We start from the raw sequence: 20,335 nt of genomic DNA, 5'->3' as shown, positions 1-20,335 counted from the left end.
GTCAGGGCGCGGTCGACATTCGACCGCGTCTCCGAATCCCGAGATGCACCTCCTCGATCAGTGCGGTGCCAGTTTCGCGCTCTCCGTCACAAGACCCGGCAAGGCTTGCCAGAATAGGCGCGGCGGGACTGCTCCGCGCGGTGCGCTGCCTATACTCGTCGCATGGTGGCCAGGTTCATCACGCATTCGCGCTGCACATGCGCCCGCCTGCCGCTGCTGCGGCAGAGGGTTCGTGCGTGCTCCGCCGCGTTGCGCAGGCTGGGGCTGCATCGCACCGCCGCACCTACCTGAGCCCGGCGGTCCGCACTTTCCCTCCCAAAGCGCACTTCTCGACCGTCGGGCCCACTCCGCGCCAGCCTGGGCCCCTCGTGAGGTTCCAGTCGGATGGACTTTGAGAAACACGAAAGATTGCGTGCTCGTCGGGGCACGCGCGGACGGCCATGGATTTCACGAAAAGTTTTGTCAGGGCGAAAAACCCGTGCGCGGACGGCTTTCGCTGGTACCTGCGCCATCACCGCGACGGAGCGGACTATCAGCAAGTCCTCGATGCGCTCGTCGAAGACGGAAGGGTGGACGACGCGTGCTGGCTGCTGGAGAAACTGGGTGCCACCAACGCGGTTCTCGCAGTGGACCGGCTCGAATGCGACGCGCTCGTCTTCGCCGGCTCGCTCGATGTGCACGGCAGCATCGAAGTGGGCAGCGTGCTCCGCGCCGGTGGCTCCATTCGCTGCGGCGGCCCCATTCGTGCCGGCCGCGCCGTCAGTGCGGGCGGCGACATCCGCGCCGCGGGCGGCCTGGACTGCGGGGGCGCGGTCCGATGCGAAGGCTCGATTCTGGCCGACTGGCAGGTGCGCGTGGGCGGAGACCTTCGCGCCGGTGACATGAAGGTGGCGGCGAGCGTCGACTGCGTGGGCCTGCTCTGCACCCAGGGCCAGGCCTCAGTGCAGGGCGACCTGCTGGTCGGGGGCGATTGCACTGCCCGCGCGCTGAGCGTGCGCGGTCGGCTCCAGGTCTCCGGTTCTTTGCGGGTCTGCCAGGGTCTGGTCTCGGATGGCGGGGTGGATTGCGGCGCGCACCTCGAGGCAGGCTTGGGCATCCGCTCGCGCGGCGACGTCCGCGCTGGTGGGGCGATCCGTGCTGGCGAGGGCCTCGACGCCGCGGGTGAGATCCGCGCCGGGCGAGGGTACGGCGTGTTCGCCGGCCTGTGCGTGCAGCGCCAGAACTGGGAGTCCAGCGCGCGGGTGTCGGCTCGCCGCAAACCGGAAGACCTGCTCAGCGGCTTCTGGGTGGCTGCGGAGGCGGGCCATGCGGATTGACGTGGCGCTGGTCCAGCGCGAGATCGACGCCGAGCTCGCGGCGCTGCACGAGCGCATGCAGCGCCCCGGCCACGTGCTGCACGGGCTGCCGGCGATCGCCACCTCGCTGCGCGATTTCGTCTTCCGCTATTCCCACTATCCAGAAAGGAGATGAACACATGCGTTCCGTCCGCACCGTCCTCGCCGCCACGGACTTCTCCGCCGGCGCCACCCACGCCGCGCGCCGCGCCGCCATGCTGGCGGCCGAATACGACGCCCGCCTGATCGATGCCGCGGGTCTTGCAAAGGCCCGCGCGTCGGATCAATCGCCCCACGCCTGGATGCGGAAGGCCTCCAGCAGGAAATCGATCAGCACGCGCACCTTGGGCGTGAGGTGCTTGCGGCTCGCGTACACGGCGTAGATCCCCAGCTCGCGGGACCGGTACTGCGGCAGCACCTCCACGAGCGTGCCGGCGCGCAGGTGGTGGCCCACCATGAACGAGGGCTGCAGCACGATGCCCTGGTGCTGCAACGCGGCGGCCACGCAGGTGTCGCCGCTGTTGGTCCGCATGCGCGGCGCGACCTTCACGCTGACGGGGCCCTCGGGTCCCTCGAAGGCCCATTGCTCGCCCGTCGCCAGCAGCGTGTAGGCGAAGACGGTGTGCGCGGCGATCTCCGAAGGGTGCGCAGGCTTGCCGTGGCGCCGCAGGTACTCGGGCGATGCGCACAGCACCATGCGGGTCGATGCGAGCTTGCGGCTCACCAGCGACGAACTGGGCAGCTGCGCGATGCGAACCGCGAGGTCATAGCCCTCGTCCACGAGGTCGACGACGCGGTCCGACAGCGTGACGTCCAGGTCCACCTGCGGGTGCTGCTGCATGAAGGCCGGCCACAAGGGGGCCAGGTGCAGCAGGCCGAAGCTGACCGGCACGTTGAGCCTCAGCTGTCCGACGGCCTCGTCGGCCCGTGCGGTGACCTCCGCTTCCGCTTCCTCCACGTTCGACAGCAACTCCTTGCAGCGGGCGTGGAACACCTCGCCTTCGACCGTGAGCGAGAGCTTGCGCGTAGTGCGATGCAGCAGCCGCACGCCCAGGCGCGCCTCCAGGTCGCTCACCAGGCGTGACACGGCCGTCTTGGACAGCCGCAGTGCCTCGGCCGCGCGCACGAAGCTGCCGGCGTCGACGACGGCAGCGAAGGCGCGCATTTCCTCGAAGCGGTCCATGGGGTGGATTATCCCGAAATCCGGCACTAACAAACCAAGTTAGACGGATTTATCTATTGCGCTCGCAACTTTAGAGTTGTCTCCATCGCAGCCAAGCGCTGCTCCACCCACCAGGAGAACCTCTCATGAAGATCACTGTCATCGGCGCCGGCAATATGGGCTCGGCCTTCGTCAAGCAACTCACCCGCGCGGGCCACCAGGTCAGCGTCACGGCGCGCGACGCCGCCAAGGCGGAACAGGTCGCGGCGGCGAACCCCGGCGCCCGTGCGGTCCGCGCCGCCGGCGCGGCCGAAGGCGCCGATGCCGTCGTGCTGGCCACCGGCTACGCCGAGGCGGCGGCTGCGCTGCGCGGTGCGGGCGATCTGGCCGGCAAGGTCGTCATCGACATCACCAACCCGCTGACGGCCGACTACATGGGCCTGACCCTCGGCCACGGCACTTCCGCGGCGGAAGAGATCGCGAAGGCGGTGCCCGGCGCCGAGCTCGTGAAGGCCTTCAACACCGTGTTCGCCCAGGTCCTCGCGGAAGGCGCGGACTTCGGCAACGGCCGCAAGGCCGACGTGTTCGTGGCCAGCGACAGCGAGCGTGCCAAGCAGACGGCGGGCGCGATCGCAGAGAGCATCGGCTTCCACGTGGTCGACGCCGGCCCGCTGAAGAACGCGCGCTACCTCGAGCCAGTGGCCGGACTGAACATCTACCTCGGCTACGGCGCCGGGCAGGGCACGAGCATCGCCCCCGTCTGGATCCGCAAGGCCTGACCCCCCGAAACCCATCGCAGGAGACTTCCATGAACACGTCTTTCTTCCAACGCGTGCTGGCCACCGGTGCGGGCCCTGGCGCCCTGGCGCTGCGCGTACCGGTCGGCATCATCTTCGCCGCGCACGGCGCGCAGAAGCTGTTCGGCTGGTTCGGCGGCTACGGCCTCGAAGGCACCGGCCAGTTCTTCGGCTCGATCGGCCTGAACCCCGGCTACCTGATGGCGCTGCTGGCCGGCCTGGTCGAATTCTTCGGTGGACTCGCGCTGGTGTTCGGCTTGCTCGTGCGCCCGGCGGCCGCGGCGCTCGCCGCCGCCATGCTGATCGCCATCTTCGGCGTCCACATCGGCAAGGGCTTCTTCGCCGACAAGGGCGGCTACGAATACGCCCTCGCGCTGTTCGCGGCCTCGGTCGCGCTGCTGTTCAGCGGCGCTGGCGGTTACTCGGTGGACCAGGCGCTCACGCCGCGGCCCGCTGGAGCCCGCTGATGGCCCGCCTGCCCAGCCTGTTCGTCTCGCACGGCGCACCCACCTTTGCCGTGGAGCCCGGGCTGGCCGGCCCGCGGCTGAAGGCCCTGGGCCGCTCGCTGCCCCGGCCCGAAGCGGTGCTCGTGGTCTCGCCGCACTGGACGACGCCCGCGCCGCGCGTGGGCGTCGTCGCGCAACCGGAGACGATCCACGACTTCGGCGGCTTCGATCCCGCGCTCTATCGCATCGACTATCCCGCAGCGGGCCACCCGCGGCTCGCGCGCCGGGCGCTCGAGGTGCTGCGCAAGGCCGGTTGGCCGGCGCAGGCCGACGAACGCCGCGGTCTGGACCACGGCGCCTGGGTGCCCTTGCTGTACCTGTTCCCGCGAGCCGACGTGCCGGTCTTCCAGGTGTCGCTGCCGGCTCGCCAGAACGCCGAGGCGGCCTGTGCCTTCGGTGCAGCGCTGGCGCCACTCGCCAGCGAAGGCGTGCTGATCATCGGCTCGGGCAGCCTGACCCACAACCTGGCCGAATTCCGCGCCCGCGATGGCGCGGAGGCGGCGTATGCACGCGAGTTCGCGGGCTGGGTGCGCGCTGCGGTCACTGCCCGTGACGGCGAACGCCTGCGCCGCACGCTCGAGGACGCGCCGCATGCCGCGCGCGCCCACCCGAGCCACGAGCATTTCCTGCCCCTGCTGGTCGCAGCCGGCGCGGCCTCCGCAGACGGCGAGTGGAGAGCGCTGGACGGCGGCATCGTGCACGGGGTGCTGTCGATGGACGCCTTTGTCTTCGCCGCGGCGGCACAATGAGGCCCGCCATGCAGATGCGCCACGACACCGCGCCGCCGCAGCCGGGTGATCTCCCGGAGGAGTTGTACCTGGGTTCAGGCGGGCCCTCCGCGCAGCGTGGCACGGTGCCCCGGCCACGGGCGCAGGTGCGCCTGCACGCCCGCAATACGGTGCTGGAATTCGCCGACGGGGGCGTCGTGACGCTGCCGGTCGGTGTCGGTGACCTCGCACGCGACGTGCTGCGGCACGACCCTCCGACGCCGTCGGAACTGGAGCGGGGGATCGACCTCGTCGAGGATGCTCTGGCGGCGGCGCGCCTGCCCAAGGCCGAGCGCGGCACCCTCGTGACCAGTGCTCCTGCGCTGCGTGCACTGCCCGGCCTGGAGGCACCGGAGGCGCTCCTGCCGCTCGCAGCGGTCGAGGCCCTGTTCCAGCGCCTGGCGTCCCGCGCGCTCGGTACGCCGGTGGCGCTCGCCGAGTTGCCCGAGGGACGGGAGATCGCGGCCGTCCTGCTGGTGCTGCGGGAATGCATGCATCACCTGGGCTTCGAGCACGTCGGCACGATGCCCAGCTGACCAGGTGTGTCGGCGAACTCGGGCGGTTGTTCGTCCCGTTCGTGGCACGAGCGAGGCATCAAAGCCGACTTGACTCCTTCGTCAGCAAAAGGCGTGAGACGAAGCGTGCGCGGGCCAAGGCATGGCTGCGCCTCGGCCCCATGCGCATCACCCGAACAGCTTGGTCGCGATTCCGGTCACGTGCTTGCCCTGGTAACGCGCCATGCCCAGCTCCTGCCGGCTGGGCATGCGCTCGTTGAGGGTGCGCCGTCCGGTTTCGTCGCGGCACAAGGTGGGAGTCTAGGAGTGCAGCAGATCAGCGTCGCGCCGCGCCAAGTATTGCAGCGTTACGCCGTACGCAAGAAGGGTCTGCCGGTCCACCGGGAGTGGCAGTACGATGCCGCGTCGATCACGTCATCACCCGTGCAGGTGCGAGCAGCGATGCACACGAAGGGGATGAAGCGACTCGGCCCGTTCGATCGCAAGGAGGCCCGCCATGAGCAATCGCCCTGCCGACATCGTCAGTGGCCTGAAGGACACGATCCAGCCGCCGCGCGTTTCCGCCGAAGAAGCGGTGCGTGCCGGGCGCAAGGCCTACGACAAGCCGACGCCCGACAACGCCGTCATGCTGCTCATCGACCACCAGATCGGCCTCATGGCCGGCGTGCGGGACTTCGGCTCGCTGGCGGAATACCGCAGCAACGTCGTCGGGCTCGCGCGCATCGCCAAGGCGCTGAAGATTCCCGTGCTGCTGTCCTCCTCCAATGCCCAGTGGCAGAACGGCGATACGTTGCCGGAGTTGAAGGAACTGTTCGCGGACCAGCCGATCTACCGCCGCACCGGGATCATCAACTGCTACGAGGACCCGGTCTTCCGCAAGGCCTTCGAGGAACTGGTGCAGCGCAGCGGCCGCAGGCACGTCATCATCGCCGGCGTGACCACCGCCACCTGCTGCGCGATGCCGACCTTGTCGATGCTGCAGGACGGCTACGCGGTGTATCCGGTGATCGATGCCTGCGGGGCGTGGAATGCCTACGAAGCGCAGGCGGCCATGCTGCGCATGGCCAACGCCGGCGCGCAGCCCGTGACGACCTTCGCGCTGGGCTGCGAACTGCAGGCGGACTGGAAGCTGCCCACCGCCAACGACATGCTGGCGCCGTTCAAGAACAACCTGCCCGAGTATGGCTTCGTGCTGGAGAACTTCTGGAACAACGCCAACCAGCACGCCGTGCCGGATCCGTTCGGAATGGTGAAGTAGGGCGCACACTTGTCCCCGCTCGCCGAAAGCCAAGGAGTCCCTGATGAAGCTCAACGACAAGACCGCGGGTGGCGCGACCACCGGATCCGGCGCGCCCGCCGCGAGCGACCGCAACTCGCTCACCCTCGGCGCCGACGGGCCCGTCCTCCTCCACGACGTGCATTTCCTGGAGCAGATGGCCCACTTCAACCGGGAGAAGGTGATCGAGCGCCAGCCGCATGCCAAGGGCAGCGGCGCCTTCGGCGTGTTCGAGACGACCGCCGACGTTTCGCGCTACACGCGGGCCGCCCTGTTCCAGCCCGGGGCGAAAACGGAGATGCTGGCGCGCTTCTCCACCGTCGCCGGGGAGCAGGGCAGTCCCGACACCTGGCGCGACGTGCGCGGCTTCTCGCTCAAGTTCTACACCACGGAGGGCAATTACGACCTGGTGGGCAACAACACGCCGGTGTTCTTCGTGCGCGATCCGATGAAGTTCCCGCACTTCATCCGCAGCCAGAAGCGCCTGCCGGACTCGGGGCTGCGCGACAACCACATGCAGTGGGACTTCTGGACCCACAATCCGGAGAGCGCGCACCAGGTGACCTACCTGATGGGCGAGCGCGGCCTGCCGCGCAACTGGCGCCACATGAACGGCTATGGCTCGCACACCTACATGTGGATCAATGCGGCAGGCGAGAAGTTCTGGGTGAAGTACCACTTCCACACCCGCCAGGGCATGGCGTTCTTCAGCAACGCCGAAGCCGCGGCGATGGCCGGCGCCGACGCGGACCATCACCGGCGCGACCTGTTCGAGGCCATCGCCCGCGGCGACTTCCCGAGCTGGCAGCTCTCGGTGCAGGTGATGCCGTACGGCGACGCGAAGAGCTACCGCTTCAACCCCTTCGACCTGACCAAGACCTGGTCGCACAAGGACTACCCGCTGATCCCGGTGGGCCTCATGACGCTGAACCGCAATCCCGAGAACTTCTTCGCCCAGATCGAACAGGCGGCGTTCTCGCCGGGCAACACGGTGCCCGGCATCGGCCTGTCGCCGGACAAGATGCTGCTGGGGCGCGCCTTCGCGTACAACGACGCGCAGCGCAACCGCATCGGTGCCAACTTCCACCAGCTGCCGGTGAACCAGCCCAAGGTGCCCGTCAACACGTACATGTTCGACGGCCCCATGGCCTACCACCACAGCGGCGCCGCTCCGGTCTACGCGAGCAACAGCGGGGAGCGGCCGTGGTCGGATGCCACTGGCCCGGCCCCCGATGGCTGGGAGGCCGACGGCGCGATGGTGCGCAGTGCCTACACGCTGCACGAGGAGGATGACGACTTCGGCCAGGCCGGAACGCTGGTGCGGCAGGTCTTCAACGATGCGCAGCGCGCGGCGCTGGTCGACCAGGTGGCGGGCAGCCTGCTGGGCGGCGTGCGCAGCCCGGTGCTGGAGCGCGCCTTCGACTACTGGAAGAACGTCGATGCCGACGTCGGCCGGCGCATCGAGCAGAAGGTGCGGGAGGGCCGTGCCGGCAAGCCCGCCGAAGGGATGGGCGAGGGCTGATCCGGCAAGCGCCGAAGGGCCCGTGCGCTCCCTCCATGGCCAGTGAGCGCCCGGGCGCCCGCGGCCGCGGCGTTACCGGCGCACGTCGGCCACCATGCGCGCATTCAGCGCGTCCTCGTAAGCAAGGCACCGGGCCTTGTCGCCGCTGCCGACGATGCCGAGGCACCACGCAGTCATGATCCTGCGCGGCAAGGCCGCCTGGGGGGACTTCGCGTCGTCGAGCGCCCGCTGCAGTTGCGGGGATCGACCTTGCGCTCGTTGATGAACGCGAGCAGCGCCTGCGCCGAAGCCGCGAAGCCCGCGTCCTCGGCGGCCAGCGCGTCGTGGAGGCGCTGCGCCAGCGCCGTGTCGAGCGACGGGCGGCCGACCAGGAGGGCGGACAGGGCCATGAAGGCGCCGGTGTCCGCATTGCGCACCGGCTGCGCGAGGGCCCAGGGGATCAGTGCGGACACGTAGCTGCCGGCCAGTGCGCCGAGCAGCAGGCGCCGTGCAGGGCCGCAAGCGGGCGGTGAAGGTCCCTCTGGCGGACAGGCGTGCATGCGAGATCTCCCCGCGTCGGTTCAGGATCCACTGGTGGCGGTTGCCTGCGGTCCCAGCCAGGCCGACGCTGCCGCGAGCATCGCACGCAAGCCCGTTTCCAGGGTGGGATGGATCACGGGCGCGAACATCGGAGAGTGGTTGCTGGGGATCCGGTTGAGCGCCTTCTCGCGCACCGCCTTCGCGTACTGCCCGGCATCGGTGCCGCCCACGAACCAGAACACGTAGGGCACGCCCCAGGTCCGGCCGAACACGCTGAAGTCCTCGCTGGCCGACGCCGGGTTCGGAGCCAGCGAGGCATCGGCGCCGAACTCCGCGTGGAAGGCGTCGGCCAGCGTGCGCGTGGCCTGCGCGTCGTTCTCCGTGAGCGGGTAGCTGTTGATCGTCGTGAACTCCGGCGGCCGCTCGGCGCCCGACGCCTCGCACTCGGCGCAGCAGATGCGGCGGATGGCCTTGAGCATGTACTCGCGCGTGTCGTCGCTGAATGTGCGCATGTTCAGCTTGATCGTCGCGTCGTCGGGGATGATGTTTTCCTTGGTCCCGGCCTGCAGCGCGCCGATGGTGAGCACCGCGGGCTCCGAAGGCGCGATCTCGCGCGAGACGATGGTCTGCAACCGCAAGGTGGTGGCCGCGGCCATGATCACCGGGTCGATCGACGTCTGCGGTTGCGAGCCGTGCGAACCGCGCCCGAAGAGCCGGATCTTGAGGCTGTCGCCGGCCGAGAGGGCGACGCCCGGGCGGAAGTTCACCGTGCCGGCCGCTCCGACCATCACGTGCTGACCCAGGATGATGTCGGGCCGCGGGAACCGGCCTTCGCCCCAGTCGCGCACCATGCTGGCGGCGCCTTGCGCGGTCTCCTCTCCCGGCTGGAAGACCAGCATCGCCGTACCGGACCAAGCCCTGCGGTTCTGCGCCAGCACGCGTGCGGCACCCAGCAGCCAGGTCACGTGCATGTCGTGGCCGCAGGAATGCGCCACGCCGACGGTGGCACCCTCCTCGTCCTTCGCCACGACCGTGCTCGCGTACGGCAGGCCGGTCTTCTCCTGCATGGGGAGGGCGTCCATGTCCGCCCGCAGCATGACCGTGGCACCGGCGCCGTTGCGCAGCACCGCGACCACGCCGGTGACGCCCACTTCCCGCGTCACCTCGTAGCCGAGCGCCTGCAAGAAGTCGGCGACGATCTTCGCGGTGCGGGTTTCCTGCATCGACAACTCCGGATGGCGGTGCACGTCGGTGTAGATCGCCTCGAGTTCGTCCAGCAGCGGCTGCCCGAGCTGCTTCAGTGCGTCTGTCAAGCTGCTCATGCGCTTCTCCTTGCGAAGCAATCAATCGCCGGACGCCGCTGTCTGCCCTCCGGGCAGCGAATAGCCGCTCAGCAGCGCCCAGGCCCGCAGGCCCGTGGCGGTGCCCGCCGCGAGCAGGAAAGCGGCCCCCTGCGTCCACGCGAGCTGCATGGCCAGCACGTACACCCAGCCGCCCACGAACGCGCACACCGCGTACGGACGCCGGTCCCGCAAGGCGGTCGGGATGTCGTTGCACACCACATCGCGCAGGATGCCACCGAACGTGGCGCTGACCACGCCCATCAGCACCGCGACGATCGAGGGCATGTCCTGTGCCAGCGCGAGCTGCGTGCCGCTGGCCGCGAACAGGCCCAGGCCCAGCGCATCGGGCCACTGGATCGCCCGCTCGGTGAACTCGAAGTGACTGGAGCGCAGCACGAAGATCGCGCCCACCCCCGCCGCGATCAGGACCCACAGCCAGGCCGGATGGTCGACCCAGAAGAAGGGCCTGCGGTCGAGCAGCACGTCGCGCAGGGTCCCGCCCCCGAACGCGGCCAGGCCCATGACCACGCAAAGCCCGACCATGTCCAGTCGCTTGCGGACACCCGCCAGCAATCCCGACAGGGCGAAGGCGACGTTGGCGGTGGCTTCCACGATCGTGTGGAGCCACGAAACAATGAGGTCCTGGTGCGGCATCGGTGCATTGTCTTCCTGGGATTGAGCAGGCGATCGGTGCGCCCACACCCCGGGTGACGGCTTGCCGCATCGCTAAGCATTGGCGGCGGCTGCTGCCTGCCGCGCATGCGCTTCGGCGAGCATTTCGCGCAGGGTTTGCCGTTCCTGGATGAGGGCGCGGTATTCCTCCGGCAGGGCGCGCACGGTCTGCTCCGCAGCGACCAGGGTCGCATAGGCTGCGGCGCGCTCGGCCGCGGGGGCGCCGGCTGCATTCAGGTCCTGCCAGTCCGCGAGGGCCTGCCGCAGCCGGCCCACGGCCGTCCTGGCCTTGCCCTTGGGGCTGAGCAGCGACAGCAGCACGGTCACCGTCAAGATCCCGATGATGACGACCAGCGACTGCAGGGTGGAAATCTCGATCACGCGCACCGGCTCGCCATCGTTGATGAGGGGAACGTTGTTCTCGTGCAGCGCATGCAGGACCAGCTTCACGCCGATGAAGGCGAGGACGCCGCCAGCCCATAGGAGAGGTACAGCAGCCGCTCCAGCAGTCCTTCCACCAGGAAGAACAGCTGGCGCAGGCCCAGGAGCGAAAACGCCGTCGCAGTGAACACGATGAACACGTCGTCCGTCAAGCCGAAGGACGCAGCCGCGCAAAAGCAGCGGGCCGCATCGGCCACCGTCATCTTCGTGGCCTTCGACCGGAAGCTCGCAGGCTTCGTGGCCATCGCCGACCCGATCAAGCCGACCGTCCACGCGCGGCGGCTGTCGCACGCAACCATGAGGCACATCCGGCAGAACCTGTTCCTGAGCTTCGCGTAGAACGTCGCCGGCATTCCGCTTGCCGCCGGCGTGCTCTACCCCTACTTCGGCCTCCTGCTGTCCCCGGTCGTGGCTGCCGCGGCGATGGCGCTGTCGTCCGTGAGCGTCATCGCCAATGCGCTGCGCTTGCGCACGATGCGCGTCGACCGAGCCGCTTGCGGCCGCCGGAAGGTCAGGGCCGTTGCGACGTGCTGGTACGGCACGTGCAGCACGTCGAAGCCGGCCTGCGAGCGGACCATCTCCATCGCGACGTGGGCGGAGCCGCCGACGCCCCAGGACGCGAAGGTGACCTTGCCCGGGTTCTGCCTGGCCCGCTGCACGAAATCGGCGAAGGTGGCGGCCGGGAAGTTCGCGTTGACGATCAGCGCGTACGGGAAGTAGCCGACCAGGCCGACTGGCGCGAAGTCCGTGCGCGGGTCGTAGCCCAGCTTGGGATAGACGTGGGGGTTCATGGCGTGCGTGTCCGCCGTCACCCAGACCAGCGTGTAGCCGTCTGCGGGCGCGCGTGCCACCGTGGCGCTGCCGATGCCGCCGTTGGCGCCCGGGCGGTTGTCGATCACCATCGCCTGCTTGAGCTCCTCGCCCATGGCTTGCGCGACGGCGCGGGCGACGACGTCGCTGCCGCCGCCGGCCGGCCAGGGCACGACGAGGCGGACCGGCTTCTCCGGATACTCCGCGCGGGCTTCGCCGGGGGTTCCGGCAAGGCCGAGGAAGGCGGCGAAGGCCGCGACGAGGACTGCTGTGGCGCGCATTGGGGGGTGTCTCCGGTGGGATCGATGGCGCCCCTGAGCGTGGGACGGCAGCCGGAGTATTCGCGTGCGGCCCCGCCGGAACAATGCGAAAGCACTTAATACAGTCTTCGCCGGAAGCGAAAGAACGCGCTGCGGCGAAGAGATATCGATCGGAAACGATTCACCGGGTGAACCTGCAGGGCGCGCGTGCGCTCACCCAACTGCCGCTATGGTCGGTGACCCTGTTTGCCGCGGCCGATACGTTCCTCGGTCCGGCGTACCTCGGATTCGGCTGGGGCGGCAGCGGGCACCATGCGCTTTACTTCCTGCTGGGGACGCCGTAGGCAGACACCCTGGACCGTGTCGAAGCCAGCATCCCCTGATGGCGGTACTTCTGACGGTACCTGACGGACCTGCCGATCGGAGATTCAGTATTGGCGCGCCTTGGCGGCTGCTTTTCGACTCCCTCCGGGGCCAAGGTTTGCCATGGATGAGTGGGGCGGGCAAGGCTGGGCGAAGTCCCGTTTCCACCAATCCGTTGCCGTTCAGGTTTCGGAACGGCTTGCGAAGGAAGGCTGCCATGGTCATCAAGTTTGAATGGCCATTTGCGTGGGACCAATCGGCGAGCGGGTGGAGTTGCGCCTACAGACGATCATTGAACCAGTAGTTGCAGCTGGCCAGGACCGGTAGCGGCGCGCTTGCCGACTCGCAATCGCTTCGCACTGAGTTCAACTGGCCGGCCCGTTCAGGGGAGCAGGCATCGGCCGCTCACCCTGCCGACACGAACATCCCGATCTTGCTGACGCCGACTGCGATCAGCACGAGGCCCAGCAACTTCCCCAGCAGCTCGCCCCGGGGCGCGAGCTTCTCGATGGCGACCGCCAGGGAAAGCGCCGCGATCCAGGCGATGTTCATCACCCCGCCGACGAACGCCAGCAGCATCAGCGCCCAGCAGCAGCCGGTGCAGGACGCGCCGTGGCGAAGTCCCATGGCGAATGCGCCGCCAGCCCGCGGTTTCCAGTCGGCGAGCAGGAAGCCCAGGGGCGACCGGCACTGGGCCAGGCACACGCGCTTGAGCGGCGAAAACTGGTAGGCACCCGCGATCAGCAGCAAGCCGACGTTGAGCGCCATGGAGGTGCTGACGATCATCGGATCCACCCAGTTCAGCGATTGCAGCACCCATTGCAGCGCGGTCGCGAGCCCGGCGTACGTGCTCCACACCAGCAGGTAGGCCGCGACGAAGGCACGTGCGCGGCCGGGCTCTCCCTGCAGCACGTTCAGGCGCACGAATGTGAGCACCATCGGCAGGGCGGAGGGCAGCATCATCGCGGCCATCATGATCGCCCACATCCCGAACAGCGCTGCGACGTTCATCGACGACCAGTCGGGGCCGGCAGGCATGGCGAGCTGCACCATCGGGTCGCCCATGTCCAGCGACATCCAGGTGAGCAGCGCCCAGCCGGCCACGCTCAAGCCGACGACCAGTGCGGCGCCGGCGATCTGGCGAGGATCCTTGTGCATCGGAATGAACGATCCACGCGCCCGCCGCGCATGTCAAGCGGGTCTTGAAATCGACCAGTTGCCGGACTATTCTGAGCCGTCGCCCCACGTTCGTGAGGAGGGTTCGCATGGCCTGGCAGATTTCCGGTGAGTACATGGAGACGTGCAACTGCGCCTTCCTCTGTCCCTGCATCGTCACCAACCTGCAGGGCCGCCCTACCGAGGGCGACTGCAAGGCCGCTCTCGGCATGCACATCGAGACCGGCAACAAGGATGGCGTTTCCCTCGACGGCGTGGACTTCATTGCGATCCTGCAATCGCAGGGCCCCATGGGCGCGGGCAACATGACCGTCGGCCTCGTCATCGATTCCGCCGCGAGCGACGCGCAGGTCGAAGCGATCACCGCCATCGCGAGCGGAGCAGCCGGCGGGCCAATGGCGATGATGGCGCCGCTCGTCGGCCGTTTCGCGGGGGTGGAACGCGCGAAGGTGTCCATCAGCCGCGAGGGTGAGAGGTGGACAACGCTGGCAGGCGCGTTCATCGATGAAACGTGCGAAGGCGTGCTGAACATGGCTGGCCAGCCCCTTGTCCTGGACAACGCATCGCATCCGGTCAACTCGCGTCTTGCGCTGGCCAAGGCAGTACGCAGCGTGTTCGACGTTTTCGGCATCCAGTGGAAGGATGACACCGGCAACCGCAACGGCCATTACGCGCCGTTCTCGTGGTCTGGGTAGGCCGCGCCGATCTGGCCGTCACCTCGCCCACTTATCGGACGTGGCGGGCAATCCAGGCGGCAGCGCTTTCGGCACTGCGGAATTCGTCCAGCGAACGGGCGGGAATGTCGGGATGGCGTGCCGACCACATGCGCGCGAGCGCATTGCCGCCGCCGATCTCGATGACGCAGGCCGGCCGCCTTTCGGCGATGGCCGCCATGCAGGCGCCCCACTGCACGCAGGATTCGAGCTGCGACGCCAAGGCGGAGGCGATCACGGGTGCACTTCGGCTCGTCGTGCCCAGTGCGTTCAGCGCAATCGGCGCGGAGGGCGCGCGCAGGTCTGCGGCTTGCAGCGCCGGCAGGAAGGCCTGCGCTGCGCTGCGCATCCAGGACGTGTGCGACGCCAGGGCGACGCAGATGTGCTTGAATTGCGCGCGATGCTGGAGCACACGCTGCGCTTCCTCGAGGGCGTTGCGCCGGCCGCCGAAGATGTTGTTGTCCGGATCGATGCGAATGGCGCATTCGAGCCCGGGGCAGGCCGCCAGGACCTCCCCTTCCTGGACCGCGCTGATGGCCAGCATCCCGGTGTCGATTCCCTCCACGGCCGCATCCATCAGCGATGCGCGGCGCACCGCCAGTTGCAGCGCCTGACCCGGTTCGCATGCGCCCGCCGCCGCCAGCGCCGCCACTTCGCCCACGCTGTAGCCGGCGACGACCTCCGGCGCCTGCGGCAGCAGGGCACGCAGCGCGGCCCACGCCGCTAGCGCGGTGCCGACGATCAGCGGCTGTGCCAACGAATTGGTCGGCCGGCAGGCTTCGCAAGCCAGCAGCGCGCGCCAGTCCCCGCCAAGGCATCCCGTCACGGCCGCCAGCAGCGCCTGTGCGGCCGGTGCGGCATCGAGCCACGGCAGCATCTGGGCGTGCTGCGTTCCCTGGCCCGAAAACAGGACGCCGTAGGTCATGTGTCGTGCCAGATGGCGCTGGCGCTGCGCAGTTGCTCGACCCACCAGGCGCAGGCGATCACGTCAGCCGCGCCGCCGGGCGAGAGCCGGCGCGCCACGAAGCGGCGGTGCACCTCCCACGCCGCGTCCTCCCAGCCGGCACGCAGCGCGCCACCGCAGGCGAGGAAGCTCCTTGCCTCACCTTGTGCGAAGCGCAGTCCCTCGATGCCGCCGCGGTGCACGAGGTTGGTGTCGTCCAGCACCGCGATGGTCGCGAACAGCGCGTGAACGAGCGCGGCAGAAGGCGAAGCGTCCGCCGCACGCGCCGCACGCAGCGCCGGCAGGGTGGCATCAAAGAGAACCGGGAACCCCGCAGCCGCCTCCTCTCCCGCGCTGCGCAGCCCGTGCGCCTGCGCCGCGCGCTGGCCCTTGCTGCGCGCCGGCGCCAGCGCGGCGCGCGCGGCTCGCTCCTGCAGCGCGCTGCCCCACTGCGCGCGCAGGCAGGCCCGCAGCGCATCGGGAGCGAGGCTTTCCCCGCGCGCTGCGAGCCGCCCCGCTGCTGCGCACAGCAGCCCCAGCGCGAACACCGCGCCCCGGTGCGTGTTGATGCCGCCGGTGGCAGCCAGCATGCGCTCTTCGGCGGCAACGCCCAGCCGCTCGAGCGCCGCGAAGGGGGCGCCTTGCGCGCCCGCCTGCGAGATGGCGGGAAAGTAGGTGCGCAGTCCGAACAGGCTGCGCACGAAGGTCGAGGCATCCATGTCCTCGTGGCTGCCGTTGTCGACGAAGGAGACGAGGCCGGGCTTGGGCGCGAGCGAGAGCTCGTGATAGAGCGCCAGGGTCGCGAGCCGGCCGATGCCGCGCAGCGCTTGCGCCAGAGGTACTCGCGACGGCGCAGGCCGTGGCTGGGCACCGGAGCGAAGCAGCGCGCTCATGCCGGCACCGCGCCCGCTTGCAGCCACTGCAGGTCCTGCTCCAGCCGCACGCCATCGAGGCGCTTGACCAGCACGCACTGCACTGCGCCGCGGCGCCATTGCAGCCATTCGCGCCAGGCCACCGCACTGCCATCGGGGAAGATCAGTTCGCCGTCGATGCGCGGCCCCAGCCACGCGAATGGCGCGAGTTGTCCAGCCACCGCATCCGCCGCCTGTGCATCGGCCACGGACAGGAGCAGGTCGATGTCCGATCCCGGCAGCAGGTAACGCAGGCCCGTGAGGCGTTGCCAGCCGTAGCTGCCATGCACCCGCGGCTCGGTGCTGCAGGCTGCGACTGCGTCGATCAACCCGGCCCAGCGGGCGCGCAGCGCCAGCGGCAGAAGGCGTGCGACCTCGCCCGCGCGCGGAAAGCCGTCGTGGTAGAGCACGGTGCTCCGCGCCACCCGCAGCGCCACCTTGCGGCGGCCCCAGGCGATCGGCGTCGGCAGGCCCAAGGCGAGTTCCGGCGCACCCGGCTGCTGGCGTCCGATGACGAGCGGCAGCCGCGCCTCGCACCAGTGGCGAAGGCAGGCCAGCAGCTCCTCGTCGTGGGGGCCGGCCAGCAGCTGCAGCCAGCCCTCGCGCGACAGCCAGACCAACTCGTGCCGCCGCAGGCGCGCCGCCATCGCGTTCACGCCGCGAGCACCTGGTCGATGACGGCTTGCGCGTGACGCCGGCCGCCCCGTTCGGCGCCTTCGCGTGCGCGCTGGTCACCGGTCGCGGGCGCGGCCAGTGCGGCTGCGAGGCAGGCGCGCAGGTCGCCCTCCCACAGCGAGCGCACGCCGCCCATCGCCACGTAGTTCGCCACGCCGGGCGCGAACACCGGGTTGGACCTGGAGAGCTCCGTGAGCATCTCCTCCGGCAGTTTCGTGATGCGCGCCATCGCCGGGATGCGCATCACGCGGATTTCGGCTTCGGACAGCGCATGGCACGCATCCGCCATCAGGCCCGAGGTGATGAAGCCGCCGGACAGGGCCTGGTCGTAGACCAGCCCCACGACGCGATGTCCGCGGCGGCGGGCCAGGTCGATGCAGCATCCGAGGTGCGCCATCGCGCGATTGATGCCCAGCATCTCGTCCTGCCGGCGCAATTGCTGGCCCTGCGTGTCGATGAGGAGGAGGATGGCCCGACCCGGGTGCTGCGCCATCGTATCGAGCACGACGCGGGCCTGCGCGAGGGCGAGCGCCACCCCGATGGGCGCATGGTCGGTGGTTCCGACGACTGCGACGCGATCTCCTTCGAATTCCGCCTCGCCTGCCAGCAGGTCGCCGCTGCGTTCGATCCGGTGGGACTGCGCGAACAGCGCGGTCACGAGCGTTTGCCAGTTCATGGAACCTCCTCAGGCAGCCAGCGCCGCCGACACGGACGGTCGCAAGAGACGGACGGCGGCAGCGCCGATTTCGGGAATGCGCGCGGGCTCGAGGATGCCCAGGCGCGCCCACAGCGACAGCGCCTCGGGATCGGTGCCTGCCGCCTGCAGCCGCGCGGCGAGCGCGGCATGCTCCTGCTCGAGGCCTTGCAGGGTGAGCGGCCGCGACGCAGCCGGGCGCCCCACCGCCTCGATGGCCGCCGCGCGGAAGGCCTGCACGTCGTCCTCCACCAGCGCATCGCAGTCGCCGGTGAGGTAGCGGTGCTTGCCACCGGTCGTGCGCCATACCAGCGCCCGGTCGCGCGCATCGAATTCCTCCACGCCGTGCGAGGCCTCGATCACCTCGGGCCCGGACATCGCCAGCCGCCCGGTGTCGCTCATCACGATGTGGTCGGTGCAACGCGCCACGATGCCCATGCCGCCGAAGCATCCGTTGGCGCCGCCGATCAGCGTGACCACCGGAATGCCGGCCGCGCGCACGTCCAGCACCGCGCGCATCACCTCGGACACCGCGATCAGGCCCGCATTCGCTTCGTGCAGGCGCACGCCGCCCGATTCCGCCAGCAGGAGCACCGCCTGCGGGCGGTCGCGCAGCGCGCGTTGCAGCAGGCCGACCAGCTTGGCCCCGTGCACCTCGCCGACGCCGCCTCCCATGAAGGCGCCTTCCTGCGCCGCGACGAACACTGCGTGCCCGTCCAGGTGCGCGCGACCGATGGCCACGCCATCGTCGAAGGAGGTCGGCACCCCCAGCTGCGCCAGGTGCGGACTCGTGACGCGGGCCGAGGGCGGCAGCCATTCCACGAAGCTGTCCGCATCCAGCACCAGTGCAATCCGCTCGCGCGCGGTGCACTCCGCGTAGCTCACGCGATTCTTCAGCATGTTCCTCATGGCGTTCCCTTCGGCAGCTCCGCAACCGCCTGCGCCAGCCGCAGGCCGACGACGGCGGGCGTGGCGCCCATGTCGTGGATGGAGACCTGCACGCCGGCCAGCGGATGGCGCCGGTGGAAGTCGGTGATCACCGCCTCCCAGATCGCGCCGAAGCCGCGGGCGGAGGTCTCCACGTGGAAGCGGCAGCCGGGGCCGGGAAGCGTTTCCAGCAGCACCTCCAGGTTCCCCGAGCCGACCACGCCCACCAGGATGGGCGCGAAGGTTCCGGCCGGCAGGGTGCCGGGGAGTTCGTAGTCCAGGCTTTCGATGCCCGGCTTCATGTTGCTCATGGGGTGTGTCCTACCAGTTGCGAAAGCGCGCCGGCGGGCGGTACAGGCCGCCCGAGGCGTCGGAGAGGTCGCGCATCGAGCGGGCGGCCAGCAGATTGCGGGTGGCCATGCGCGGGTCGATCCCCAGGTCCTCGGGCCGGCGGATGACGCCGCGGTCGCGCAGGTTCTCCACCATGCGGCGGTCGCGCGCCAGCCCCACCGGCGTATAGCCGGCCACGCCGCGGATCGCCTGCTCGCGCTCCTCGTCGTTGCGCACCAGCAGTAGGTTGGCGATGCCTTCCTCTGTCAGGATGTGCGTCACGTCGTCGCCGTAGATCATGATCGGCGGCAGTTCCATGCCGGCCTGCTCCTGCAGCGTCCAGGCGTCGAGCCGCTCGACGAACGCCGGCTGCATGTGTTCGCGGAAGGTCTCCACCATCTGGACCACCAGCTTCTGGCCGCGCGGGGTGCCGGCCGCGCCGGTGCGGCCGGCGCGGGCCTCGCGGCCCGCCTTCAGCCACGCGGGGCTGGCGTGCCGGCGGCCTCGCGCGTCGGCGCCCATGTTGGGCGCGCCGCCGAAGCCGGTGATGCGGCCCAGCGTGGCGGTGGAACTGTTGCCGTCCAGGTCGATCTGCAGCGTCGAGCCGATGAACAGGTCGCAGGCGTAGTGGCCGGCGGCCTGGCAGAACGCGCGGTTGCTGCGCAGGCTGCCGTCGGCGCCGGTGAAGAACACGTCGCCGCGCGCGCGGATGTATTCCTCCATGCCCAGTTCGGATCCGAAGGAGTGGATGGATTCCACCCAGCCTGCCTCGATCGCCGGGATCAGCGCGGGGTGCGGATTCAAGGCCCAGTGCCGGCAGATCTTTCCCTTCAGGCCCAGCGACTCGGCATAGGTCGGCAGCAGCAATTCGATCGCGGCCGTGTCGAAGCCGATGCCGTGGTTCAGGCGCTGCACGCCGTATTCGGCGTAGATGCCCTTGATGGCCATCATGGCCATGAGCACCTGGATTTCGCTGATCTGCGCCGGGTCGCGGGTGAACAGCGGCTCGATGAAGTTCGGCCGCGGCGCCTTGACGACGAAATCGACCCAGTCGGCGGGAATGTCGACGCGCGGCAGCTTCGTGGTGGCCCCGTCCACCAGCTCGTTGACCTGCGCGATCACGATGCCGCCCGAGAACGCGGTCGCCTCGACGATCGCCGGCGTGTCCTCGGTATTCGGCCCGGTGTACAGGTTGCCCTGCGCGTCCGCCGCATGCGCCGCGACCAGCGCGACCTTCGGAGTGAGGTCCACGAAGTAGCGGGCGAACAGCTCGAGGTAGGTGTGGATGGCGCCGATCTCGATGCGCCGGGCGGACACGAGATTGGCCAGCCGCGCGCCTTGCGGCCCGGAGAAGCTGAAGTCCAGCCGCCGCGCGACGCCGCTCTCGAACAGGTCCAGGTGTTCGGGGAGGGCCAGCACCGACTGCACCATGTGCAGGTCGTGCACCTGCTGCGGATCCACGGCGCGCAGCGAGCGCGCCAGGAAGTCGGCCTGCTTCTGGTTGTTGCCTTCCAGGCAGACCCGGTCCCCCGCCTCGAGCGTCGATTCGAGCAGCGGCACGACCGCATCGGTGGCGACGAGCTTGCCGTCCAGGCGCGTTCCCAGCGCATGGCGGGCTCGCGCCAGCCGGTCGGCCCGGTTGAGGGCCTTGGTGTTCCAGTTCAGACGGTCCATGGTTT

General features: G+C 69.6%; 25 protein-coding genes and 2 pseudogenes. 11 read left to right on the top strand and 16 right to left on the bottom strand.

Annotation, left to right across the window (positions count from 1 at the left end):
• Positions 1-440: 440 nt before the first annotated feature.
• Entirely contained in the window at positions 441-1,316 is an 876-nt protein-coding gene (locus JJ685_RS10225) for a hypothetical protein (RefSeq protein WP_201674139.1), read from the top strand.
• Positions 1,306-1,470, top strand: a complete 165-nt coding sequence (locus JJ685_RS10220) for a hypothetical protein (protein ID WP_201674138.1) — start codon at positions 1,306-1,308, stop codon at positions 1,468-1,470. Before JJ685_RS10225 ends, JJ685_RS10220 begins: the two co-directional genes overlap by 11 nt.
• Before the next feature lie 147 nt (positions 1,471-1,617).
• Here JJ685_RS10220 and JJ685_RS10215 read toward each other — a convergent pair whose 3' ends face one another.
• Positions 1,618-2,517 (bottom strand): LysR family transcriptional regulator, encoded by a 900-nt coding sequence (locus tag JJ685_RS10215; protein ID WP_201674137.1) that lies wholly within the window; start codon positions 2,515-2,517, stop codon positions 1,618-1,620.
• 125 nt (positions 2,518-2,642) lie between these two features.
• Between JJ685_RS10215 and JJ685_RS10210 the strand changes: the two genes are divergently transcribed.
• Genes JJ685_RS10210 through JJ685_RS10195 form a run of 4 tightly spaced genes read left to right on the top strand, consistent with a single transcriptional unit; the run spans position 2,643 to position 5,102 of the window.
• Complete coding sequence (locus JJ685_RS10210; RefSeq protein ID WP_201674136.1) at positions 2,643-3,275, top strand: NADPH-dependent F420 reductase; 633 nt, start codon at positions 2,643-2,645, stop codon at positions 3,273-3,275.
• 29 nt (positions 3,276-3,304) lie between these two features.
• Positions 3,305-3,760: a DoxX family protein gene (locus JJ685_RS10205; protein ID WP_201672198.1), complete on the top strand. Its 456-nt coding sequence runs from the start codon at positions 3,305-3,307 to the stop codon at positions 3,758-3,760.
• Positions 3,760-4,548 (top strand): DODA-type extradiol aromatic ring-opening family dioxygenase, encoded by a 789-nt coding sequence (locus tag JJ685_RS10200; protein WP_201674135.1) that lies wholly within the window; start codon positions 3,760-3,762, stop codon positions 4,546-4,548. Before JJ685_RS10205 ends, JJ685_RS10200 begins: the two co-directional genes overlap by 1 nt.
• Entirely contained in the window at positions 4,545-5,102 is a 558-nt protein-coding gene (locus tag JJ685_RS10195; protein ID WP_201674134.1) for a hypothetical protein, read from the top strand. Before JJ685_RS10200 ends, JJ685_RS10195 begins: the two co-directional genes overlap by 4 nt.
• Before the next feature lie 147 nt (positions 5,103-5,249).
• Here the strand turns inward: JJ685_RS10195 and JJ685_RS30080 are convergent, their stop codons facing one another.
• Positions 5,250-5,372: a hypothetical protein gene (locus tag JJ685_RS30080; RefSeq protein WP_269117388.1), complete on the bottom strand. Its 123-nt coding sequence runs from the start codon at positions 5,370-5,372 to the stop codon at positions 5,250-5,252.
• A 205-nt stretch (positions 5,373-5,577) separates the two neighbouring features.
• Here JJ685_RS30080 and JJ685_RS10190 point away from each other — a divergent pair, with 205 nt between their 5' ends.
• The gene (locus tag JJ685_RS10190) at positions 5,578-6,339 is read left to right on the top strand and encodes an isochorismatase family protein (RefSeq protein ID WP_201674133.1); all 762 of its coding nucleotides are present in this window, start codon (positions 5,578-5,580) and stop codon (positions 6,337-6,339) included.
• 43 nt (positions 6,340-6,382) lie between these two features.
• Positions 6,383-7,879, top strand: a complete 1,497-nt coding sequence (locus JJ685_RS10185) for a catalase (protein ID WP_201674132.1) — start codon at positions 6,383-6,385, stop codon at positions 7,877-7,879.
• Positions 7,880-7,951: 72 nt separating this feature from the next.
• Here the strand turns inward: JJ685_RS10185 and JJ685_RS29770 are convergent.
• The 5 genes and pseudogenes from JJ685_RS29770 to JJ685_RS30260 form a co-directional block, all read right to left on the bottom strand.
• Positions 7,952-8,418, bottom strand: a pseudogene (locus tag JJ685_RS29770) (sugar dehydrogenase complex small subunit).
• A gap of 21 nt (positions 8,419-8,439) precedes the next feature.
• A complete protein-coding gene (locus tag JJ685_RS10170; protein ID WP_201674130.1) occupies positions 8,440-9,720 on the bottom strand; it encodes a M20 family metallopeptidase in 1,281 nt (426 codons plus the stop codon).
• 21 nt (positions 9,721-9,741) lie between these two features.
• Entirely contained in the window at positions 9,742-10,395 is a 654-nt protein-coding gene (locus JJ685_RS10165; RefSeq protein ID WP_201674129.1) for a trimeric intracellular cation channel family protein, read from the bottom strand.
• 72 nt (positions 10,396-10,467) lie between these two features.
• Positions 10,468-10,863, bottom strand: a complete 396-nt coding sequence (locus tag JJ685_RS29765) for a hypothetical protein (protein ID WP_236598866.1) — start codon at positions 10,861-10,863, stop codon at positions 10,468-10,470.
• Complete coding sequence (locus JJ685_RS30260; protein ID WP_330901757.1) at positions 10,860-10,985, bottom strand: hypothetical protein; 126 nt, start codon at positions 10,983-10,985, stop codon at positions 10,860-10,862. Before JJ685_RS30260 ends, JJ685_RS29765 begins: the two co-directional genes overlap by 4 nt.
• A 142-nt stretch (positions 10,986-11,127) precedes the next feature.
• Here JJ685_RS30260 and JJ685_RS10155 point away from each other — a divergent pair.
• A pseudogene (locus JJ685_RS10155) lies at positions 11,128-11,337 on the top strand (hypothetical protein); the annotation flags it as partial.
• On the opposite strand, the gene JJ685_RS10150 reads toward JJ685_RS10155, so the two are convergent.
• Positions 11,235-11,945 carry a Bug family tripartite tricarboxylate transporter substrate binding protein gene (locus JJ685_RS10150; RefSeq protein ID WP_201674128.1) on the bottom strand — a complete coding sequence of 237 codons (711 nt, stop codon included), beginning with the start codon at positions 11,943-11,945 and terminating at the stop codon, positions 11,235-11,237. The pseudogene JJ685_RS10155 and the gene JJ685_RS10150 overlap by 103 nt on opposite strands.
• A gap of 167 nt (positions 11,946-12,112) precedes the next feature.
• On the opposite strand from JJ685_RS10150, the gene JJ685_RS10145 reads away from it, so the two are divergent.
• Entirely contained in the window at positions 12,113-12,268 is a 156-nt protein-coding gene (locus JJ685_RS10145) for a hypothetical protein (protein ID WP_201674127.1), read from the top strand.
• A 424-nt stretch (positions 12,269-12,692) separates the two neighbouring features.
• Here JJ685_RS10145 and JJ685_RS10140 read toward each other — a convergent pair whose 3' ends face one another.
• Positions 12,693-13,445: a DUF2182 domain-containing protein gene (locus tag JJ685_RS10140; RefSeq protein WP_201674126.1), complete on the bottom strand. Its 753-nt coding sequence runs from the start codon at positions 13,443-13,445 to the stop codon at positions 12,693-12,695.
• A 107-nt stretch (positions 13,446-13,552) separates the two neighbouring features.
• Between JJ685_RS10140 and JJ685_RS10135 the strand changes: the two genes are divergently transcribed.
• Positions 13,553-14,158: a DUF1326 domain-containing protein gene (locus tag JJ685_RS10135; RefSeq protein ID WP_201674125.1), complete on the top strand. Its 606-nt coding sequence runs from the start codon at positions 13,553-13,555 to the stop codon at positions 14,156-14,158.
• A 31-nt stretch (positions 14,159-14,189) separates the two neighbouring features.
• Here JJ685_RS10135 and JJ685_RS10130 read toward each other — a convergent pair whose 3' ends face one another.
• The 7 genes from JJ685_RS10130 to mdcA are packed head-to-tail and all read right to left on the bottom strand — an operon-like array spanning position 14,190 to position 20,330.
• Positions 14,190-15,101, bottom strand: a complete 912-nt coding sequence (locus JJ685_RS10130; protein WP_201674124.1) for an acyltransferase domain-containing protein — start codon at positions 15,099-15,101, stop codon at positions 14,190-14,192.
• On the bottom strand, positions 15,098-16,012 hold the full coding sequence (gene mdcB / locus JJ685_RS10125) for a triphosphoribosyl-dephospho-CoA synthase MdcB (RefSeq protein ID WP_201674123.1): 915 nt from the start codon (positions 16,010-16,012) through the stop codon (positions 15,098-15,100). The genes JJ685_RS10130 and mdcB overlap by 4 nt, the downstream gene beginning before the upstream one ends.
• The gene (mdcG, locus tag JJ685_RS10120) at positions 16,009-16,677 is read right to left on the bottom strand and encodes a malonate decarboxylase holo-[acyl-carrier-protein] synthase (RefSeq protein ID WP_236598938.1); all 669 of its coding nucleotides are present in this window, start codon (positions 16,675-16,677) and stop codon (positions 16,009-16,011) included. The genes mdcB and mdcG overlap by 4 nt, the downstream gene beginning before the upstream one ends.
• A 5-nt stretch (positions 16,678-16,682) precedes the next feature.
• A complete protein-coding gene (gene mdcE / locus JJ685_RS10115; RefSeq protein WP_201674121.1) occupies positions 16,683-17,381 on the bottom strand; it encodes a biotin-independent malonate decarboxylase subunit gamma in 699 nt (232 codons plus the stop codon).
• A 9-nt stretch (positions 17,382-17,390) separates the two neighbouring features.
• Positions 17,391-18,308 carry a biotin-independent malonate decarboxylase subunit beta gene (locus JJ685_RS10110; protein ID WP_236598865.1) on the bottom strand — a complete coding sequence of 306 codons (918 nt, stop codon included), beginning with the start codon at positions 18,306-18,308 and terminating at the stop codon, positions 17,391-17,393.
• Positions 18,305-18,637 (bottom strand): malonate decarboxylase acyl carrier protein, encoded by a 333-nt coding sequence (mdcC, locus tag JJ685_RS10105; protein ID WP_201674120.1) that lies wholly within the window; start codon positions 18,635-18,637, stop codon positions 18,305-18,307. Before mdcC ends, JJ685_RS10110 begins: the two co-directional genes overlap by 4 nt.
• Positions 18,638-18,647: 10 nt before the next feature.
• Positions 18,648-20,330, bottom strand: a complete 1,683-nt coding sequence (mdcA, locus tag JJ685_RS10100; RefSeq protein WP_201674119.1) for a malonate decarboxylase subunit alpha — start codon at positions 20,328-20,330, stop codon at positions 18,648-18,650.
• Positions 20,331-20,335: the final 5 nt, after the last annotated feature.

It is taken from the genome of Ramlibacter monticola (genome assembly GCF_016722785.1).
GTDB lineage: Bacteria > Pseudomonadota > Gammaproteobacteria > Burkholderiales > Burkholderiaceae_C > Ramlibacter > Ramlibacter monticola.
This window is presented reverse-complemented; position numbering and strand designations above follow the sequence as displayed.

Bases quoted from the DNA above. Each gene is read 5' to 3' on its own strand.
- JJ685_RS10225 (WP_201674139.1), top strand. From the start codon at position 441: ATGGATTTCACGAAAAGTTTTGTCAGGGCGAAAAACCCGTGCGCGGAC.
- JJ685_RS10220 (WP_201674138.1), top strand. From the start codon at position 1,306: ATGCGGATTGACGTGGCGCTGGTCCAGCGCGAGATCGACGCCGAGCTC.
- JJ685_RS10215 (WP_201674137.1), bottom strand. From the start codon at position 2,517: ATGGACCGCTTCGAGGAAATGCGCGCCTTCGCTGCCGTCGTCGACGCC.
- JJ685_RS10210 (WP_201674136.1), top strand. From the start codon at position 2,643: ATGAAGATCACTGTCATCGGCGCCGGCAATATGGGCTCGGCCTTCGTC.
- JJ685_RS10205 (WP_201672198.1), top strand. From the start codon at position 3,305: ATGAACACGTCTTTCTTCCAACGCGTGCTGGCCACCGGTGCGGGCCCT.
- JJ685_RS10200 (WP_201674135.1), top strand. From the start codon at position 3,760: ATGGCCCGCCTGCCCAGCCTGTTCGTCTCGCACGGCGCACCCACCTTT.
- JJ685_RS10195 (WP_201674134.1), top strand. From the start codon at position 4,545: ATGAGGCCCGCCATGCAGATGCGCCACGACACCGCGCCGCCGCAGCCG.
- JJ685_RS10190 (WP_201674133.1), top strand. From the start codon at position 5,578: ATGAGCAATCGCCCTGCCGACATCGTCAGTGGCCTGAAGGACACGATC.
- JJ685_RS10185 (WP_201674132.1), top strand. From the start codon at position 6,383: ATGAAGCTCAACGACAAGACCGCGGGTGGCGCGACCACCGGATCCGGC.
- JJ685_RS10170 (WP_201674130.1), bottom strand. From the start codon at position 9,720: ATGAGCAGCTTGACAGACGCACTGAAGCAGCTCGGGCAGCCGCTGCTG.
- JJ685_RS10165 (WP_201674129.1), bottom strand. From the start codon at position 10,395: ATGCCGCACCAGGACCTCATTGTTTCGTGGCTCCACACGATCGTGGAA.
- JJ685_RS10150 (WP_201674128.1), bottom strand. From the start codon at position 11,945: ATGCGCGCCACAGCAGTCCTCGTCGCGGCCTTCGCCGCCTTCCTCGGC.
- JJ685_RS10140 (WP_201674126.1), bottom strand. From the start codon at position 13,445: ATGCACAAGGATCCTCGCCAGATCGCCGGCGCCGCACTGGTCGTCGGC.
- JJ685_RS10135 (WP_201674125.1), top strand. From the start codon at position 13,553: ATGGCCTGGCAGATTTCCGGTGAGTACATGGAGACGTGCAACTGCGCC.
- JJ685_RS10130 (WP_201674124.1), bottom strand. From the start codon at position 15,101: ATGACCTACGGCGTCCTGTTTTCGGGCCAGGGAACGCAGCACGCCCAG.
- mdcB (WP_201674123.1), bottom strand. From the start codon at position 16,012: ATGAGCGCGCTGCTTCGCTCCGGTGCCCAGCCACGGCCTGCGCCGTCG.
- mdcG (WP_236598938.1), bottom strand. From the start codon at position 16,677: ATGGCGGCGCGCCTGCGGCGGCACGAGTTGGTCTGGCTGTCGCGCGAG.
- mdcE (WP_201674121.1), bottom strand. From the start codon at position 17,381: ATGAACTGGCAAACGCTCGTGACCGCGCTGTTCGCGCAGTCCCACCGG.
- JJ685_RS10110 (WP_236598865.1), bottom strand. From the start codon at position 18,308: ATGAGGAACATGCTGAAGAATCGCGTGAGCTACGCGGAGTGCACCGCG.
- mdcC (WP_201674120.1), bottom strand. From the start codon at position 18,637: ATGAGCAACATGAAGCCGGGCATCGAAAGCCTGGACTACGAACTCCCC.
- mdcA (WP_201674119.1), bottom strand. From the start codon at position 20,330: ATGGACCGTCTGAACTGGAACACCAAGGCCCTCAACCGGGCCGACCGG.